Source organism: Kordia jejudonensis, from assembly GCF_001005315.1.
Taxonomy (GTDB): domain Bacteria; phylum Bacteroidota; class Bacteroidia; order Flavobacteriales; family Flavobacteriaceae; genus Kordia; species Kordia jejudonensis.
Genome location: NZ_LBMG01000007.1, coordinates 126761 through 144257 on the forward strand (window position 1 = coordinate 126761; position 17497 = coordinate 144257).

16 protein-coding genes are annotated in these 17497 nt (G+C 34.2%); 10 read left to right on the top strand and 6 right to left on the bottom strand.

Annotated features, from left to right (window positions below; genetic code table 11):
• Positions 1-410: 410 nt before the first annotated feature.
• The 6 genes from AA089_RS05615 to AA089_RS05640 all read left to right on the top strand — a co-directional run bounded on the left by AA089_RS05615 (position 411) and on the right by AA089_RS05640 (position 8706).
• A complete protein-coding gene (locus AA089_RS05615) occupies positions 411-3518 on the top strand; it encodes a WD40/YVTN/BNR-like repeat-containing protein (RefSeq protein WP_046755945.1) in 3108 nt (1035 codons plus the stop codon).
• Complete coding sequence (locus tag AA089_RS05620) at positions 3519-4064, top strand: CopD family protein (RefSeq protein ID WP_046755946.1); 546 nt, start codon at positions 3519-3521, stop codon at positions 4062-4064.
• Between the two features lie 44 nt (positions 4065-4108).
• A complete protein-coding gene (locus AA089_RS05625) occupies positions 4109-5569 on the top strand; it encodes a sensor histidine kinase (RefSeq protein WP_082113207.1) in 1461 nt (486 codons plus the stop codon).
• Positions 5570-5574: 5 nt separating this feature from the next.
• Complete coding sequence (locus AA089_RS05630) at positions 5575-6357, top strand: enoyl-CoA hydratase/isomerase family protein (protein ID WP_046755947.1); 783 nt, start codon at positions 5575-5577, stop codon at positions 6355-6357.
• Between the two features lie 107 nt (positions 6358-6464).
• Positions 6465-7493 carry a T9SS type A sorting domain-containing protein gene (locus AA089_RS05635; RefSeq protein ID WP_046755948.1) on the top strand — a complete coding sequence of 343 codons (1029 nt, stop codon included), beginning with the start codon at positions 6465-6467 and terminating at the stop codon, positions 7491-7493.
• A gap of 160 nt (positions 7494-7653) precedes the next feature.
• Positions 7654-8706 carry a T9SS type A sorting domain-containing protein gene (locus AA089_RS05640; protein ID WP_162200413.1) on the top strand — a complete coding sequence of 351 codons (1053 nt, stop codon included), beginning with the start codon at positions 7654-7656 and terminating at the stop codon, positions 8704-8706.
• 64 nt (positions 8707-8770) lie between these two features.
• Here the strand turns inward: AA089_RS05640 and AA089_RS05645 are convergent, their stop codons facing one another.
• Complete coding sequence (locus AA089_RS05645; RefSeq protein ID WP_046755950.1) at positions 8771-10918, bottom strand: S46 family peptidase; 2148 nt, start codon at positions 10916-10918, stop codon at positions 8771-8773.
• Positions 10919-11092: 174 nt separating this feature from the next.
• Between AA089_RS05645 and AA089_RS05650 the strand changes: the two genes are divergently transcribed.
• From AA089_RS05650 to AA089_RS05660, 3 genes are all read left to right on the top strand, one after another.
• Positions 11093-12166 (top strand): PA0069 family radical SAM protein, encoded by a 1074-nt coding sequence (locus AA089_RS05650; protein WP_046755951.1) that lies wholly within the window; start codon positions 11093-11095, stop codon positions 12164-12166.
• Positions 12167-12292: 126 nt separating this feature from the next.
• Positions 12293-12724, top strand: a complete 432-nt coding sequence (locus tag AA089_RS05655; RefSeq protein WP_156168914.1) for a hypothetical protein — start codon at positions 12293-12295, stop codon at positions 12722-12724.
• A gap of 193 nt (positions 12725-12917) precedes the next feature.
• Complete coding sequence (locus AA089_RS05660; RefSeq protein ID WP_046755953.1) at positions 12918-13343, top strand: hypothetical protein; 426 nt, start codon at positions 12918-12920, stop codon at positions 13341-13343.
• 66 nt (positions 13344-13409) lie between these two features.
• Here the strand turns inward: AA089_RS05660 and AA089_RS05665 are convergent, their stop codons facing one another.
• Positions 13410-14006, bottom strand: a complete 597-nt coding sequence (locus AA089_RS05665; RefSeq protein ID WP_046755954.1) for a hypothetical protein — start codon at positions 14004-14006, stop codon at positions 13410-13412.
• A 205-nt stretch (positions 14007-14211) separates the two neighbouring features.
• Here AA089_RS05665 and AA089_RS05670 point away from each other — a divergent pair, with 205 nt between their 5' ends.
• Entirely contained in the window at positions 14212-15081 is an 870-nt protein-coding gene (locus tag AA089_RS05670; protein WP_082113210.1) for an AraC family transcriptional regulator, read from the top strand.
• A 107-nt stretch (positions 15082-15188) separates the two neighbouring features.
• Here AA089_RS05670 and AA089_RS05675 read toward each other — a convergent pair whose 3' ends face one another.
• The 4 genes from AA089_RS05675 to AA089_RS24595 form a co-directional block, all read right to left on the bottom strand.
• The gene (locus AA089_RS05675; protein WP_046755955.1) at positions 15189-15842 is read right to left on the bottom strand and encodes an HD domain-containing protein; all 654 of its coding nucleotides are present in this window, start codon (positions 15840-15842) and stop codon (positions 15189-15191) included.
• A gap of 4 nt (positions 15843-15846) precedes the next feature.
• Positions 15847-16590 carry a lysophospholipid acyltransferase family protein gene (locus AA089_RS05680; protein WP_082113208.1) on the bottom strand — a complete coding sequence of 248 codons (744 nt, stop codon included), beginning with the start codon at positions 16588-16590 and terminating at the stop codon, positions 15847-15849.
• Between the two features lie 87 nt (positions 16591-16677).
• Positions 16678-17088 (bottom strand): BrxA/BrxB family bacilliredoxin, encoded by a 411-nt coding sequence (locus AA089_RS05685; protein WP_046755957.1) that lies wholly within the window; start codon positions 17086-17088, stop codon positions 16678-16680.
• A gap of 233 nt (positions 17089-17321) precedes the next feature.
• Positions 17322-17468, bottom strand: a complete 147-nt coding sequence (locus AA089_RS24595) for a hypothetical protein (protein WP_156168915.1) — start codon at positions 17466-17468, stop codon at positions 17322-17324.
• Positions 17469-17497: the final 29 nt, after the last annotated feature.

A 17497-nucleotide genomic window follows, 5' to 3' on the forward strand; every position in this document is an offset into this window, starting at 1 on the left:
TTTTAACTTGATGATTCTGATCTAAATAATTTATGGGTTTATGATTCAATTATATATTGAAAAACACTCATCTGACAAAAAAAGAAGCTTTCTAAAGAAACAAGAATATAGAAAATAGAGGTAAGACTGTTTTTGAGTACGATTTATATAAAGAAACAATCTTGAATTCGAAGTAAACTATAGGTTTTACAACAAAGTAGAAATGTACATCTTCATCATTTGATGCAATGCCGAATCATATGTAGCGTCACAAATTCAAAATCTACAAAAAACAAACGCTAATTATCTGAAAGTGACCAAAAAGCTTAGCTCCTAAAACGACTCAATAAAATCATAAAAAAATCCCAAACGCAATCTCATAAAAAGAATAATCCGTATTTTTAGTATTTCAAAACCAAACCAACCTAAAAATGCGATTTTTATCCTTAATTGCTGTGCTATTCCTTACTCTTGGAAGTGCCTTTGAAGCACAAGCACAAACTTTTGACGAAGCTTATTACAAAAATGTAGAATACCGACTTATCGGACCATTCCGTGGTGGACGAAGTGCCGCCGTAACTGGCGTTCCCAACAAACCAAATCTTTTCTATTTTGGCGCTACAGGTGGCGGAATCTGGAAAACAACCAATGGTGGACGAAGCTGGGAAAACATCTCTGATGGCTATTTTGGCGGAAGTATCGGCTCCATTACAGTTTCAAATAGCGATCCAAATGTTATCTATGTTGGCGGTGGCGAAAAAACCGTGCGTGGAAATGTATCTTCAGGATACGGCGTTTGGAAAAGTGTTGATGCTGGAAAAACATGGACAGCTTCCGGCTTAAAAAATTCACGACATATTCCAAGAATGGCAGTACATCCTACAAATCCTGATATTGTATATGCTGGCGTCATGGGAAATATCTACAAATCAACACAAGAACGCGGTGTATACAAAAGTACAGATGGCGGAAAAACATGGCGAAAAACACTTTTTGCTAACGCAGATGCTGGTGTTGTCGATTTACGCATCGATCCTACAAATCCAAGAATACTATACGCTTCAACATGGCGCGTCCGCAGAACACCTTACAGCTTAAGTTCAGGTGGCGACGGTTCTGCCTTGTGGAAAAGTACCGATAGTGGCGAAACGTGGACAGAAATATCAAAACACAAAGGATTTCCAACTGGTATTTTAGGAATCATTGGTGTCACGGTGTCTCCGCTAAATAATCAACGTGTATGGGCAATTGTAGAAAATAAAGACAAAGGTGGTTTGTACCGAAGTGAAGATGGTGGCGAAACGTGGAAACAAGTCAATAGTGAACGTAAATTACGTCAACGTGCTTGGTATTATACACGTTTATATGCAGATACGGAAAACGAAGATGTTGTGTACGTTTTAAATGTTCGTTACCACAAAAGTATGGACGGTGGAAAAACATTTAGTACGTACAATGCACCACATGGCGATCATCACGACTTGTGGATTGCTCCCGAAAATCCAAAACGCATGATTATTGGAGACGATGGTGGCGCGCAAATTACGTACGATGGTGGCGAAACATGGAGCACATATCACAATCAACCTACATCACAGTTTTACAGAGTGACTACTGATAATAGTTTTCCATACAGAATTTATGTGGCACAACAAGACAATTCTACCATACGAATTCCACACCGAACAGACGGACGTTCCATTTCGGATGATGATTGGGAAAGCACAGCTGGCGGCGAATCGGCTCATATTGCAGTTGATCCAAAAGACAATGACATTGTATATGGAGGAAGTTATGATGGTTTCTTAACTAGAAAAAATCACAGAACAGGAACCGTTAGAGCCATCAATGTGTGGCCAGACAATCCTATGGGACACGGCGCAGAAGGTATGAAATATCGCTTTCAGTGGAATTTTCCAATTATATTTTCAAGACACAATCCTAACAGATTATACACCTTTTCAAATCATGTACATGTTACTGAAAATGAGGGACAATCGTGGGATATTATCAGTCCAGACTTAACCCGAAATGATCCAGAAAAATTAAAATCGTCAGGTGGACCAATTACTCAGGACAATACTTCCGTAGAATACTACTGTACTATTTTTGCTGCGCAAGAATCGCCTTTAAAAGAAGGGTTATTGTGGGTTGGAAGCGATGACGGATTGATTCACGTAACGCAAGATGGTGGAAAATCGTGGGACAATGTTACGCCAAACGGAATGCCCGATTGGATGATGATTAACAGCATTGAACCCAGTGCGTTTGACGCAGGAACCTGTTATGTAGCAGGAACAAAATACAAAACGGGCGATTTTAAACCATACATTTACAAAACTACAGATTATGGAAAATCGTGGACAAAAATTACCAACGGAATCAACGCGGAACATTTTACACGTGTAGTACGCGAAGATCCAAAACGAAAAGGATTATTGTACGCAGGAACCGAAACGGGCATGTACATTTCTTTCAATGATGGAAAAAATTGGCAGTCGTTTCAGTTGAATCTTCCAATCGTTCCTATTACTGACTTAACTATAAAAGACAACAACTTAGTTGTAGCAACACAAGGAAGAAGCGTTTGGATTATTGACGATTTAACGGTTATTCATCAGCAATACAACATTACGAAAAATGCTAACATTCTCTACACACCAAAAGATTCATACAGAATGCGTGGCGGTTCGCGTAAAGGAAGCAAAACGGAAGGAACAAATCATCCAAATGGTGTGCTAACCTATTTCTATCTACACGATTATGACGAAAAAGACGAAGTAACGTTAACGTATATGGAAGCCAATGGCGATGTGATTAAAACATTCAGCACGAAAAATAAAAAGAAAGACAAGCTTGAAGTGAAAGATGGCGCCAATCAATTTGTGTGGAATATGACCTATAAAGGCACTGAAAAGCTGAAAGGAATGATTTTATGGTGGGCAAGTCTCAACGGACCAAAAGCAGTACCCGGACAATACAAAGTAAAGCTGACGGTAAAGAAAGAAGGTTCAGACGCTGTTGAAATCACAAAACCATTTACCATTTTAGCCGATAAAAGAGCCGAAAGTACGTTGGCAGACATGCAAAAGCAATTTGATTTTATCAAAGATGTTAATGCAACAATGGACAACGCACACAAATCGATCAAAAAAATACGAAAGATTAATGCAAAATTGACGTCTTTTGCAACGCAATATAAAGATGATGACAATGTGAAAGATTTGGTGGAAAAAGCCAAAGAACTCAAAAAACAATTTACTGAAATTGAAGAAGCATTGTATCAAACAAAAAACCGTAGCGGACAAGATCCGTTAAATTTCCCAATTCGTCTTACCAACAAATTAGGACATTTAAACTCATTGGTAAGTATGGGCGATTTTGCACCAACGGAACAAGATATTGCCGTGAAAAACGAATTATCGCAGAAAATCAATGCAGAATTGAACACCTTTAACAACTTGGTCGATACTGAAATTAAAGCGTTTAATGATGCGTTTAACGCGAAAAAACTAAACTATTTATTTATAGAAGACTAAATGGAATACAATTATATAAAATCATTACACCTGATATTTGTAGTGACATGGTTCGCGGGATTATTTTACATTCCGCGACTTTTTGTATATCAAATAGAAGCTTTTCATAAACCATCTCCTGAAAAGGAAATTTTAGGAAAACAGCTCAAACTTATGGCAAAACGTTTATGGTTTATCATTAGTTGGCCTTCTGCAATTTTGGCAACAATTTTTGCCATTTGGTTACTAATTTTAATGCCAGGTTGGTTGCAACAAGGTTGGATGCACGTAAAACTCGCATTTGTAGTTTTGTTATTTCTATACCATCTAAAAACACATCAAATGTACAAGCAATTGCAACGAGATGATGTACGTTACAGTTCTAACTTTATGCGCATTTGGAATGAAGGTGCCACATTTATCCTGTTTGCCGTCGTTTTCTTAGTAATTCTAAAAAGTGCCATCAATTGGATTTTTGGTGTTATCGGAATTGTAGTTTTGGGAATTCTATTAATGATAGGATTCAAACTATACAAACGGATTCGCGCTAAAAACCCTGACGCGTAACTTGGCTTGATTATTGTGATATCGATCAAGAAAAATACACATTCATGAGACCAGCAAGACTTTCATTACGTTCACGAATATTTGCCTACATGATACTACTCATCTTAGTAGCTTCTATTCTAATTGCATTGGTTAGTATTTACCAATACAGCGAACAATCGAACGATTATCATGAAAAACGCCTAGAACGTAAAGAAGATCAGGTTCGATCTAATGTAAATTACGTTATCAACAAAGAAACTACATATGTCATTAGTGAAGAAAATTTGCGCCTTATTTTTAAAGATGCCATTTATAAAATTGCGGATATTCATAATGTTGATTTTAACTTATACGATTTAAGCGGAACACTCATTAATACTTCTGACACTTCTATTGCAAGTAATGAAGTAGAAGTTCCAACCTGTTTGCCCGTTGATGTTTTAAACAAAATAAATACATTGGTTGACAAACATTATGTAGAAGAAATAAAAACTGAAAAAGGAGAATTTCAATCTTCATACACCATCATTACCGATGCAAAATCGAAACCTTTAGGAATTTTAAATCTACAATACGAACGTGACGATTCATTCAGTAACAACGAACTGAAAGAATTTTTGCTTCGCTTAGGATATGCATACATAGTAATGTTGTTAGTAGCTATTGTTTTTGCCTACTTTATTTCAAGATACATTACGCGTTCGCTGAAAAGTATTGGCGAAAAATTAGATCAAACTCGATTCAATCAACGCAATGAAAAAATCATCGTAGAAGATGCAGGAGAAGAAATATTCAACCTAATTTCGGCTTATAACGGAATGATTGACGAGCTCGAAGAAAGTGCCGTAAAACTTGCCATGAGCGAACGTGAACAAGCTTGGCGCGAAATGGCAAAGCAAGTAGCGCACGAAATTAAAAATCCGTTGACACCAATGCGCTTAAGTGTGCAAAGTTTTCAACGAAAATTTGATCCGAAAGATCCAAAGATCCTTCAAAAAGTAGATGAATATTCCAAAACTTTAATTCAGCAAATTGATACCATGAGTAGTATTGCGTCCGCGTTTTCAAACTTTGCCAAAATGCCTGCGCAGCAAAACGAAATGCTCAATGTGGTTGAAATTACGCGCTTGGCAATGGATATTTTCAATGAAGATTATATTACAGTATACTTTGAACGGGAAGAAATTATCGTGAAGTTTGATCGTACCCAACTGATCCGCGTTATTACGAATTTGGTCAAAAATGCCATTCAAGCTATTGCTAACGATCGCGCACCATTGATCGATGTACGTGTTTTTGAACGTGACGGAAACGCAATCATTACGGTAGAAGACAATGGTATCGGAATTTCCAAAGAAAACACACCAAAAATATTTGAACCAAAATTTACTACAAAAACCAGCGGAATGGGACTTGGTTTAGGAATGGTAAAAAATATTGTGGAAACTTATAACGGAAGTATTACTTTTACATCAGAAGAACACAAAGGAACCACATTCACAGTGACCATTCCGAAAAACTAATAAGCATGAACTACGAAAATATACTTGTACAGCAAGAAAATGGTATTGCAACCATTACCATCAACAGACCAAAAAAATTAAACGCGTTAAACCGTGATACCATTCAAGAGTTGCACGATGCTTTTGAAGCATTAGATACAGATTCGGATGCAAAAGTAATTGTCTTAACAGGAAGCGGAGAAAAAGCATTTGTTGCTGGTGCTGATATTAGCGAATTTGCACACTTTTCAGTAGATGAAGGTGGAAAATTAGCCGCAAAAGGACAAGAATTACTATTTGATTTTGTTCAAAATTTAGGAACGCCCGTAATTGCTGCCGTAAACGGATTTGCGCTCGGTGGCGGATTGGAATTGGCAATGGCTGCACACTTTAGAATTGCCAGCGACAATGCAAAAATGGGCTTGCCAGAAGTATCGCTTGGCGTGATTCCTGGATATGGCGGAACACAACGTTTGCCACAATTGGTTGGTAAAGGAAAAGCTATGGAAATGGTTATGACCGCGGGAATGATTGGCGCAGAAGAAGCACAACAATGTGGATTGGTAAACCATGTAACCACACAAGACGAATTGTTACCATTGGCATACAAATTGGCTAGTAAAATAATGCGAAACTCGTTAGTTGCCATTCGTGGTGCCATCAAAGCGGTAAATGCAAACTATGAAGCTGGCGTAAATGGTTATGAAACTGAAATTACCGAATTTGGAAACTGTTTTGGAACGGAAGATTTTAAGGAAGGAACAACGGCTTTCTTAGAAAAACGAAAAGCTGATTTTCCTGGGAAATAAACTTCATTTCACGATAAATATGTAATCGTGATTTATGAATAAAGACTTTTAAAAATTGAATTCTATACGTTAAAGCAGTACTTTTAGCATAGAATTTATTTTTTTATATGAGACTTATTTCTACAATTACCTTACTATTTGGATGTATATACTTTACATTTTCTCAATGCGCAATTGATCCATTCATTCAACAGAATTATGAGTTTGATGCTAAATTAATGGTGTTAAAACAGATCAGATATAATACAAATGATGCTGATTATGACAATCCATTTTTAACACAATCTCGAGTAGATTATCATTTAGAGAAGCTTTCTGCGATGTATGCAAACCCGCAAAACTCCATTGAGATAGACTCTTTATTTAATGAATTCCAATTTCATGTAAATCCAAGTGATGTGCAATATAAAAAAATGCGCTTTCGCGTAAATACGAGCGTAAGTTGGGTACAAACACTAAAAGACACTGGAACATCAGGAATAACCGATCTTGATAACTTTCTTTCGCAATATCAGTTTTCAGTTTCAAACTTTAATGATTCTTCGAGTACAGGAAAAACCTTTTTTGAGTTGACAACGGCATATGATTTTTTAAATATGTATGCACTTTTAGATGATTTACAAAATGCTTCAGCAGCTATAGAAATTATTAATGGAAATGGTTACTATGATGATAATGTATGTAATTATACAGGAGTTGATTATAGCATACCTGATGGTTCATTAATTCCAAGCTTTTATTCAGTATCAATGTGTAATATAGGAGAAAACACAAACAACAATTACTGGTTTTTTAGTTTTCTAGCTCCATGCGTAACAGTTGCGGTTACAGAATATCGTTATGTAACAGTTTCTAACGATTGTAGCACAGTTAATTTTTCAAGAACCTTATCTACAGAAGATACTGAATTGACAACGGTTGCCATCTATCCAAATCCAACTACAGACTTCGTACAAGTTCAAGGAATTACAACTATTAAAAATGTTGAAGCGTATACTATACAAGGAAAAAAGGTGCAAATTTATGTAGACAATACTTCAAGAATCAATGTGAGTTCTTTACAAAGCGGTATTTATTTTTTAAAAATAATGGATGCTCAAAATCGTGTTGCGATTCGAAAATTCATCAAAAAATAAGCATAACATAGGTATTTACTCGTGTTTTTATGAACCGTCAATAGTAAATTTTTGTTTTTAAAACATTATTATGTTCCTTTGAATTGAGTCTAAATGTTTGATTTTTATAATTTTAAAAACAATCAACGTGTTTATGCTCTCTGTACCAAAAACGAACGCTATGAAAAAACTATTACTTGCCAGCTTATTTTGCTTCTTTCTATTTTGTGTAAATGCACAATGTACTATTGCTCCTTTTATTCAACAAAATTATGATATTGATGCCAGAATTCTTGCTTTACGAGAAATACGAAGTGATGTAAATGACATTGATTATGACAACCCATTTGTTCCTGAAGCAAGAGTAAATCCATACTTAGAGCAGTTATCGGCTATTTATAACAATCCACAAAATTCACCTGAAATAGATTCTTTATTTAATGAATTTCAGTTTCGAGTTAATCCTGTTTACAGTTATGTTGATTACACAGAGTATAAAAGTCTCGTTTTCACTGTAAATACTACTGTTTCATGGGTGCAAACTTTTAAAGATACAGGCGTATCGGGAATTACAGAGTTAGACAACTTAATGAGTCAATATCAGCTAACCATCAGTAGTTTTTACGACTTTAATAGTTCAGGAAGCACGGCATTTTTTCTAACAACAGGTTTCGATTTTTTAAACATAAGAGCTTTGATAGATGATTTCGAGATTATTCCCAATATCATTTATGCAGAACCGTATAATACGTATGCGAATCCGTTAGGTCTTAATTACACAGGAGTTCCTTACAGTATTGTTTTACCTGTACTTCCTAGTGGTACACAAAATTATTCGGTTGCTGTTTGTGATATTACAGTGAACGGAAATGGTATCTATGAATTTTGGCTTTATGGTGGCGATTGTTTTTCTGGTTGCCAAGCTTCAGAAGCTCGTTATGTTTCCATTTCGAATGATTGTAACACAGTAAATTTTTCAAGAACTTTATCAACCGAAGAAGTTGAACTGACAACTGTTTCCATCTATCCAAATCCAACTACAGACTTCCTACAAGTTCAAGGAATTACCAACATTAAAAATTTAGAAGTATATACTATTCAAGGGAAAAATATAAATATTTCTTTCACAAATACCGACAAAATTGATGTGAGTTCGTTGCAAAGTGGCATCTACTTTTTAAAAGTAATGGATGCACAAAATCGTATTGCGATTCGAAAATTTATTAAACAATAATCATGAAATAAAAAAATCCTGCTCGTTTTGAGCAGGATTTTCTTTTTTTATCTTAAGAAGTCAATTACTTCTTAATTGTCAATTCTTTAATAATATTATCTGCTCCTGATAGTTTATCAACTAGCCACATAACATAACGAATATCGACGTTAATAGTACGTTGTAATTTATCATCAAAAATTACATCTCCAGCCATTGCCTCAATATTTCCATCAAAAGCCAAACCGATTAACTCGCCATTTCCGTTTAATACAGGCGATCCTGAATTTCCTCCAGTAATATCATTGTTTGTTAAGAAATTTACAGGCATGTATCCGTTTTTATCTGCATACTGACCAAAATCTTTCTTTTCATATAAATCTAATACTTCCTTAGGAAGATCAAACTCATCATCATTTGGCTTATACTTCGCAACCATACCTTTCATGGTCGTATAATTGTTAATTTTTGCATCATTACGAGAATCTTTAGGCAATGCAACTACTTTTCCATAGGTTAAACGTAAAGTAGAGTTTGCATCTGGGTACTTTACAGTACTTAATTTAGACTCACGCAATCCTTGAACAAGTTTTCTGTATGCTTTATCATAAGCTTCCTTTGCACTTGCAATTGCTTCTGGCTCTTCTCTGTATTTTGTAATTAAATCAGAAGATAATAAGAATAACGGATCGTTTTCAAGAAGTACTTTATTTGGATACATTAAATATGCTTCCAAACGCTCTTTTGATGTAAAAATACTCAAGTCAAACATAGCATCAATGTAGCTATCAAAATCGCCATCTATTTCTTCGTTGATTTCTTTTACCAATGTAGGTAATTCGTATCCAGATTTTTCAACGTATAACTTTAATTGTGCCGCCAAAACATCTTTTTCCAAAGGCATATATGCATTTTTGAATGTATCATCAATTAATTGTTGTAATCTAGGTCGTAATTCCTCACGTTTTGCTTTATTCTGCTCTGTGTAATAACTTAAATTCCTTCCTAATCTCCATGGTGCAACAGCAAAACTACTTCCGCGTAATATTCCAATTAAATAATTATCATGACGCGATTTTTCATTAGTCAATGCATAATATTTATTGATATCCGCTATCACATTACCATACGTTTCTTTATTGCGTTTTTTATTTGCCCATTTATTGAACTTTGTTTCTAATTTTCGCTTTTTATCGGCAGTTCCATGTTTGGTCAATGCATCAATCATTCCTTGTCTATTTTTCCAATAATTGGCAATTCCAGCATAGCCAGAAGCGTATTTCAGATTTACATCTTCACTTTGGTTCATATGTTTTTTCATGGCATCCATACTTGTTTTAGAAGATTCAACCCAAGCAGGATATGCATAGTTTACATTTTGAGCTATTCCTTCGGCTGGCATCCAACGATTTGTTCGTCCTGGATATCCTAAAATCATTGCAAAATCATTTTCTTTTACACCTCCTAAGTTTACAGATAAGTGTCTTTTGGGATTCATAGGAATGTTATCCTCAGCGTATTTTGCAGCGTTTCCATCTTTGTCAGTATACACTCTAAACAAAGAAAAATCTCCGGTATGACGTGGCCATTCCCAGTTGTCAGTGTCTCCACCAAATTTACCAATACTTTCAGTAGGAGTTCCTACCAAGCGAACATCTTCATAATCTTCATAAACAAAATAATAGAATTCATTTCCTTGAAAAAAGGAACGCACAGAAACGGTATATTTTCCATCTTCGTTATTTTCTTTTTCAATAACAGCAATTTCTTTGTTAATAGCAGCTTGTCTTTCCTTTTCAGTCATACTATCATTTACTTTTGCTAAAATTCGTTCACTTACATCATCCATTCTAACGAAAAAACGAACATATAAACTCTCAGGTTTCAACTCTTCTTCAAAACTTTTTGCCCAAAAACCATTTTTTAAATGATTCTTTTCTTCTGTAGATAATGCTGCAATAGCATCATATCCGCAGTGATGATTGGTGAGTACTAAACCTTTGTCAGAAATAATACTAGCAGTACAACCACCATTGAATTGTACAATAGCGTCTTTTAAACTGTTGTTATTGATACTATAAATTTCTTCTGCGGTTAATTGTAACCCCATTTTTTGCATATCTCTGTGGTTCAACCTGTCTATAAACATTAAAAACCACATACCTTCATTGGCATTAGAACTTGTAGGCATCATAAAAATGCTTACAATCATAAATAGAAAAACTTTTTTCATGTATTAATTTTTTTTGAAGGCTAAAGATATTAATAATAGTTTTAAAATAATTTTCTTTTTTGAATGTGATGATTCAAGGTAAGGAATGAAATTCCCGTAGTTGCACTCAAAACTTTGCTTTTTGGCTACAATTCACTTTGGTGAGAATTACTTTTGAAAAAAGAAATCATCAACTTGAATCATTCAACCAACATAAAAGGAAGAGGCGCGCAAAAAAATGTACACAATCGTTTTTTACAAGATGTACACGAAACACGTGCCGATTTTTTGGAATATTGTCATAAAGAAGGAGAACTCGCCGACAAAAATAAAACTACGTATATACAAACGTTTCCAAAAACAATTATCAACAAAGTAACGAGTCCTGATGTGGGAATGGAATTTTCTCTAAATCCATATCAAGGTTGCGAACATGGTTGTATTTATTGCTACGCACGCAATAGTCATGAATTTTGGGGATTTAGTGCAGGATTGGATTTTGAACGAAAAATATTAGTCAAGAAAAATGCTGCGGAACTATTAGAAGCAAAAATAAAAAAGAAAAGCTGGAAAGCCTGTCCTATAGTACTTTCAGGAAATACAGATTGTTACCAACCTGCGGAAAAACAATTTGAAATTACACGAAATTTGTTAAAAGTATTTCTAAAATACAAACATCCCGTGGCAATCATCACAAAAAATGCGTTAATTCTTCGCGATTTGAATATTTTAAAAGCGCTTGCAAAAGACAATCTTGTTAGTGTAAATATTTCTATCACTTCATTATCAGAAGAAACACGTCGTGTGTTAGAACCAAGAACAACCACCATTAAAAAACGATTGGAAACCGTACAAACGTTAGCTGAAAATGGAATTCCCGTAAATGTGATGTTGGCACCAATTATTCCATCTATCAACAGTCATGAAATACTGCCATTGGCAAAAAAAGTATCCGAATTGGGCGCAACTTCCATTGCATTTACGATTGTTAGACTCAATGGCGCTATTGGTGAAATATTCTCCGATTGGATTCATAAAACCATGCCCGACAAAGCTGCCAAAGTGTTACATCAAATTGAAAGTTGCCATGGCGGAAATTTAAACGATAGTCGCTACGGACATCGCATGCGAGGCGAAGGAAAAATAGCAGAACAAATTCGGAACTTAATCAAATTGGCTCGCCTGAAGTACTTTAAAGATAAAAAAATGCCAAGACTTAACAGAACGCTCCACGAAAAGTATAAAAACGGACAATATTCGCTGTTTTAATAACGCTTACAAAAAAAATGCTACGCTTATAAAATACATAAGACTTTTCATTCAAGATTGCTATACATTTAATCTTAGATAATCAAAAATGATTACTAAAAACATGTATAATTTAAATTCATAACAATGAAAAAAGTATTTTTATGTATCATGACGTTGGTCATGTTATCGTGTTCATCAGATGATGATAGTTCTTCTTTGCAAAACGCCATAAGTTTTAATCTTGATGGAGTCGAGTATTCCATAACGGATTATAATGTAATGCTAAATCCTACTAACACTATTTATAGAGATGTAGAGGCTTCATTTGATAATAATACTAAAAAAATCAAATTTTCTGTCTTGGTTGGAGAAGCGAATGAAATATATGAATTTGCTTTAATTATTGATGATGTATACTATCTATCCTATCCTAATTTTACTGGAGGCGAAAGAGAAACTTCCATCACAACACATACAGATTCAAAAATGGAAGGTGCTTTTGATATCACTATCGTAGATACCAATTGGGAACCTCTATATGTGTTTACAAACGGAGTTATCAATATTGACTACTAAAACTACTTTAATACAAGTTCAGTATGTAAGTGGAAGGAATTCGTAGAAATGTTTAAAAAAGCCTAACATAGTTTAAATATTGATTCTCCATCAACACTTACAAAATACACACGTTTTTTCACTCACAATTGCTATGCAGCTTCGTTCGTCAGAATTGATTACTAAAAAACAGGTTTAATTTAAAGAAATAATAATGAAAAAAGCACTTTTATGCATCATCGCATTAGTTATACTGTCCTGTTCGTCAGATGATGAACCTATTAGAACAGAAAGCGCCATAAATTTTACTCTTAATGGAATTAATTACTTTGTGACAGAATTTACCGAAACCTTAGAAACTACAGACGAGAATTGGCGAAGAATTGAAGCTTCATTTGACGACAATACCAAAACACTAGTATTTTATGTGTTAGAGGAAGAAACCAATCAAATAGGCGAGTTTTTTTTGATTGAAGATGATGTGTATTACAGCTCAGATGTAAATTTTGGCAACCGAGAAACTTCTATCACAACACATACCGATTCAAAAATGGAAGGAACCTTCAGAGTTACTATCGAAAATACGAGGAATCAGCCTATATACACATTTACAAATGGCGTGATCAATATTGAATACTAAGCATAAAAAAAGCGTAGTAATGTATACAAAATACTACGCTTTTTAGTTAGTTGAATCGCTGGTTATTTAAAAATTAATCTTCTCCGTAAACGCTCTACCTTGTGTAGTAAATATTACGGTATATTTTCCTTTTTTCTCTTTTGAAAGTTCGTAAATTCTAGAAATTATTTTCGTATTTTCAATCTCTTCAGAAAATAACAATGCTTTGTTGTTTGCAAGCGAACCTGTATAAAATAGTTCAATTTTCATTGGTTGCGCTTCAAGCGAAAGTCTGGAAACACACAACTTATTCCCCAAAAGTCTAACCGTTGGTTTATAGAGTATAGTTTCTTTTTCTTTGTCAAATTTTACAGTATTGTCAGTCACGGAAAACGGAATCGTGACAATTTTTACATCTTTTTCTAACTCAAAATAGTACGATCCATCAGGTAAATTCGTTAAATCGAAACCTTTAGAATAATCGCCGTTTTGCGTAATAGCTTCTCGGTAAAGAACTAAAAAGTTGGTGTCTTTAATCAACAATTGATGTCCTTTCTTGACATTCGGTAATGTTAAAACAGTACTTCCTTTTTTTGTGTGTAAAGAATAGTCACTGTTTGCGTAGCTTGCCATACTAACAATCATTAGTAGTATAGATACAATGTTTTTAATGCTTTTTTTCATGACTTTTATTTTTAATAGTTCACATAGCAAAACTAAGCGCGATTTCGGTAATAGAAAACAGCTATTTTGATGAATTTGTGTGTTATTTTAACCATTAAATAATTGTGAATTTTTATTTAAGTTAATATAGCATACAATTTGGGTAAAAGAACATACAATTTGAGCAGTATAAATGGTAAATTTGTACAACGCATTGCGCTACATAATGAACAATAAACCTACATACGAAAAAATAACGCCCGAATTTGGTAATTCTATTTTGGTAGCACAGAATACGAAAAAACGGAAACGTGGATTGGCATTTTGGCATTTTCATCCAGAAGTAGAATTGGTGTATGTAAACAAGGGAAAAGGAAAGTGTCACATCGGAAATCACTTGTCATATTTCAATAATAGTCAGTTAATTTTGATAGGTTCCAACTTGCCACACAATGGTTTTGCAGATCGTTTGACTTCTAAAGGAAAGGAAACGCTGATTCAATTTAAAACAGATTTTTTAGGGAAAGAATTTTATAATTTACCTGAAATGCAACATATTTCTTTGCTATTAGAAAAAGCAAAAAGAGGCATTCGTTTTAAACCCGATACTAAGAAAATTATTGGTCCTAAAATTGAAAAATTACCCAAATATGAAGGTTTTAAGCGGGTTATAAAGTTATTAGAAATTCTACATATACTTTCTTTAGCCGAAGATTATGAATTGCTAAATGTAGATGGATTTGCTTTTGAAACGCAACCGCAAGACAGCGTAAAAATTGATACGATTTTTAAATACATCAACAATAACTTTCAACGACATATCTCGCTTGACGAAATTGCCGAAGAAGTAAATATGACTGTTCCTGCGTTTTGTCGCTATTTTAAAAAAGTAACAGGGAAAACTTTTACCAAACTCGTTAACGAATACAGAGTTGTGTTTGCGACAAAGCTATTGTTGGAAAGTCAAAGTAGTATTACGGATATTTGCTATGAAAGTGGATTTAATAATTTTTCACATTTCAACAAGCTTTTTAAGGAAATTACAGGGAAAAGTGCTTCTAAATATAGAAGTGAAATGAAGTTAATGATTCAGTAAGTTTAAAATACCTTGATTACGTCATTCTGAGCTTGACTCAGAATCTCATAAACTTGCTCACTCAGATGCGATGCTGAATCAAGTCCAGCATGACGAATATGAAAAATCTATCTTTCTCCTTGCCATTCTGCATAAAATTGCTCTAAAAACTGTTCCATAAACGCATGCCTTTGTTCTGCAATTTTTCGTCCAGTTTTCGTATTCATTTTATCTTTTAACAACAGTAATTTTTCATAGAAATGATTGATTGTCGGCGCAGTAGTTTTTTTATATTCGGCTTTAGTCATGTTAAGATTTACAGGAACTGCTGGATCGTATAATTTTCGATTTTTAAAACCTCCATAATTGAAACAACGTGCAATTCCGATAGCGCCAATGGCATCCAAACGATCTGCATCTTGAATCACATTTAACTCTGGAGAAGTAAACTTTTGATCAAAATTTCCACCTTTAAACGAAATATTAGAAATGATATTTTCTACATGAATAATCACGGCTTCTTCAACCTGTATACTTTCTAAAAACGCACGCGCTACTTTTGGGCCAACAGTTTCATCTCCATTGTGAAATTTAGCATCAGCAATGTCGTGTAACAACGCACCCAAACTCACAATAAATGTATCTACAGTTTCGTCTTTTGCTATTAATAGAGCATTTTTATATACACGTTCAATGTGAAACCAATCGTGTCCGCCTTCAGCATTTTTGAGGGTTTCTTGTACAAAAGAAATCGTTTTTTCAATAAGTTGATTTTCCTGCATATTTTTAGTCTACAACGATATGATCTGTAATTGTTTTTTCGATACGTTCGAGCAATTCGGCGCGTTTATTTCGTGGATAATCACTCAGTTGAATTGGTGTATGCACATCAAGTGTAATTTTTGAACCCAATCCGTATGGAAACTTCCCGTATTTGGTTGTTTTCCAAGAATTATTAATCGTTACGGGCACAATTAATGCATTCGGAATATATTTAAACAATACTTCTAATCCTTTAGTTTTAAAAGGTTTTGGATGTCCATCTCTACTGCGTGTTCCTTCTGGAAAAATAACGGCAGATTGGTTGTTTTCATGAATTCGTTTGGCAAATTTGATAATTTCTGTAATCGCTTGTTTCGGATCATGTCTATCAATCAAAGCAGCACCTCCATGACGTAAATTGAACGAAATACTTGGAATTCCCTTTCCGAGTTCTTTCTTGCTAATAAACTTTGGATAATGTTTTTTAAAAGTCCAAATCAACGGAGAAATATCATTCATACTTTGATGATTGGATACGATAATTAAAGGTTGATCTGTGGATATTTGATGTGGATTTCTAAGAATATGGCGTGTTCCTAAAAGATTGTGACAGCGCATGAGCCAAAACTGGAGCATATTTACGCTTCTATTGTGCCACTTTTGTCCGCCTAATTTTAAAAAAATCCATTGAATGGCATGAAAAATAACTAACAACAAGCCAAAAAACAGCATGTAAATGGAAGATAGTATATACGATAAGAATTTCACTACTTGGTATTTTATAATGTGGTAAAATTATAAAACAAAACCACGTAAAAACGTGGTTTTATAGTATTTTTTTTTGATACGAATGTATTAACAATTTTCGTTGTAAGCATCTTTTAAGTTCTCAGCAATCATTTCTGCTGGTCTTCCTTCAATGTGATGACGCTCTAACATGTGTACTAATTGTCCATCTTTAAACAATGCCATACTTGGAGAAGAAGGAGGAAAAGGAATCATATAACTTCTCGCCTTATCTGTTGCTTCTCTATCAACTCCTGCAAAAACAGTTACTAAGTTGTCTGGTTTTTTATCATTATCTAAAGACATTCTTGCGCCAGGTCTTGCATTGGCAGCTGCACAACCACAAACAGAATTTACAACCACTAACGTTGTCCCTTCTTTTGCTATTGCAGTATCAACCGCTTCAACCGTATGTAATTCTTCAAAACCAACTGCTGTTAAATCTTCGCGCATTGGTTTAACCAATTCTGGTGGATACATAATCTTTTAAATTAATTTATTAATAATTGTGCAAAGATACGGATTAAATTAGTGAAACTCAATTTTGATAACGCTTTATAGAAAACGTATCATAGCAACCTAAAATAACCTTCAAAAAGCAAAAAACCTTGTCACTATTTTTTCAAATACTACCTCATAAAAGTATGATACTTTCTTTGTAGTTTGATAAAATAAGAACAAGGTTTTCTATGTGTGATAAGCTCTAAAAGCTATTATGCACAACATACTTTTACTGAATCACAGTACGTACCTGAAACATCACGTGCTTGTCTGCGAATACCACCGGCACTTTTTTCTGCTTGTAAATACGTAATGGTTTTTTTGTTGAGTTTTAATGAGGTAAGACTTCTTTTTTTCATGGTATAAATTTTAAAATTAGCACAGAAAA

Excerpts from the sequence above, each read along its gene's own strand:
- AA089_RS05615 (WP_046755945.1), top strand. The coding sequence starts at position 411 with ATGCGATTTTTATCCTTAATTGCTGTGCTATTCCTTACTCTTGGAAGT.
- AA089_RS05620 (WP_046755946.1), top strand. The coding sequence starts at position 3,519 with ATGGAATACAATTATATAAAATCATTACACCTGATATTTGTAGTGACA.
- AA089_RS05625 (WP_082113207.1), top strand. The coding sequence starts at position 4,109 with ATGAGACCAGCAAGACTTTCATTACGTTCACGAATATTTGCCTACATG.
- AA089_RS05630 (WP_046755947.1), top strand. The coding sequence starts at position 5,575 with ATGAACTACGAAAATATACTTGTACAGCAAGAAAATGGTATTGCAACC.
- AA089_RS05635 (WP_046755948.1), top strand. The coding sequence starts at position 6,465 with ATGAGACTTATTTCTACAATTACCTTACTATTTGGATGTATATACTTT.
- AA089_RS05640 (WP_162200413.1), top strand. The coding sequence starts at position 7,654 with ATGAAAAAACTATTACTTGCCAGCTTATTTTGCTTCTTTCTATTTTGT.
- AA089_RS05645 (WP_046755950.1), bottom strand. The coding sequence starts at position 10,918 with ATGAAAAAAGTTTTTCTATTTATGATTGTAAGCATTTTTATGATGCCT.
- AA089_RS05655 (WP_156168914.1), top strand. The coding sequence starts at position 12,293 with ATGAAAAAAGTATTTTTATGTATCATGACGTTGGTCATGTTATCGTGT.
- AA089_RS05660 (WP_046755953.1), top strand. The coding sequence starts at position 12,918 with ATGAAAAAAGCACTTTTATGCATCATCGCATTAGTTATACTGTCCTGT.
- AA089_RS05665 (WP_046755954.1), bottom strand. The coding sequence starts at position 14,006 with ATGAAAAAAAGCATTAAAAACATTGTATCTATACTACTAATGATTGTT.
- AA089_RS05670 (WP_082113210.1), top strand. The coding sequence starts at position 14,212 with ATGAACAATAAACCTACATACGAAAAAATAACGCCCGAATTTGGTAAT.
- AA089_RS05675 (WP_046755955.1), bottom strand. The coding sequence starts at position 15,842 with ATGCAGGAAAATCAACTTATTGAAAAAACGATTTCTTTTGTACAAGAA.
- AA089_RS05685 (WP_046755957.1), bottom strand. The coding sequence starts at position 17,088 with ATGTATCCACCAGAATTGGTTAAACCAATGCGCGAAGATTTAACAGCA.
- AA089_RS24595 (WP_156168915.1), bottom strand. The coding sequence starts at position 17,468 with ATGAAAAAAAGAAGTCTTACCTCATTAAAACTCAACAAAAAAACCATT.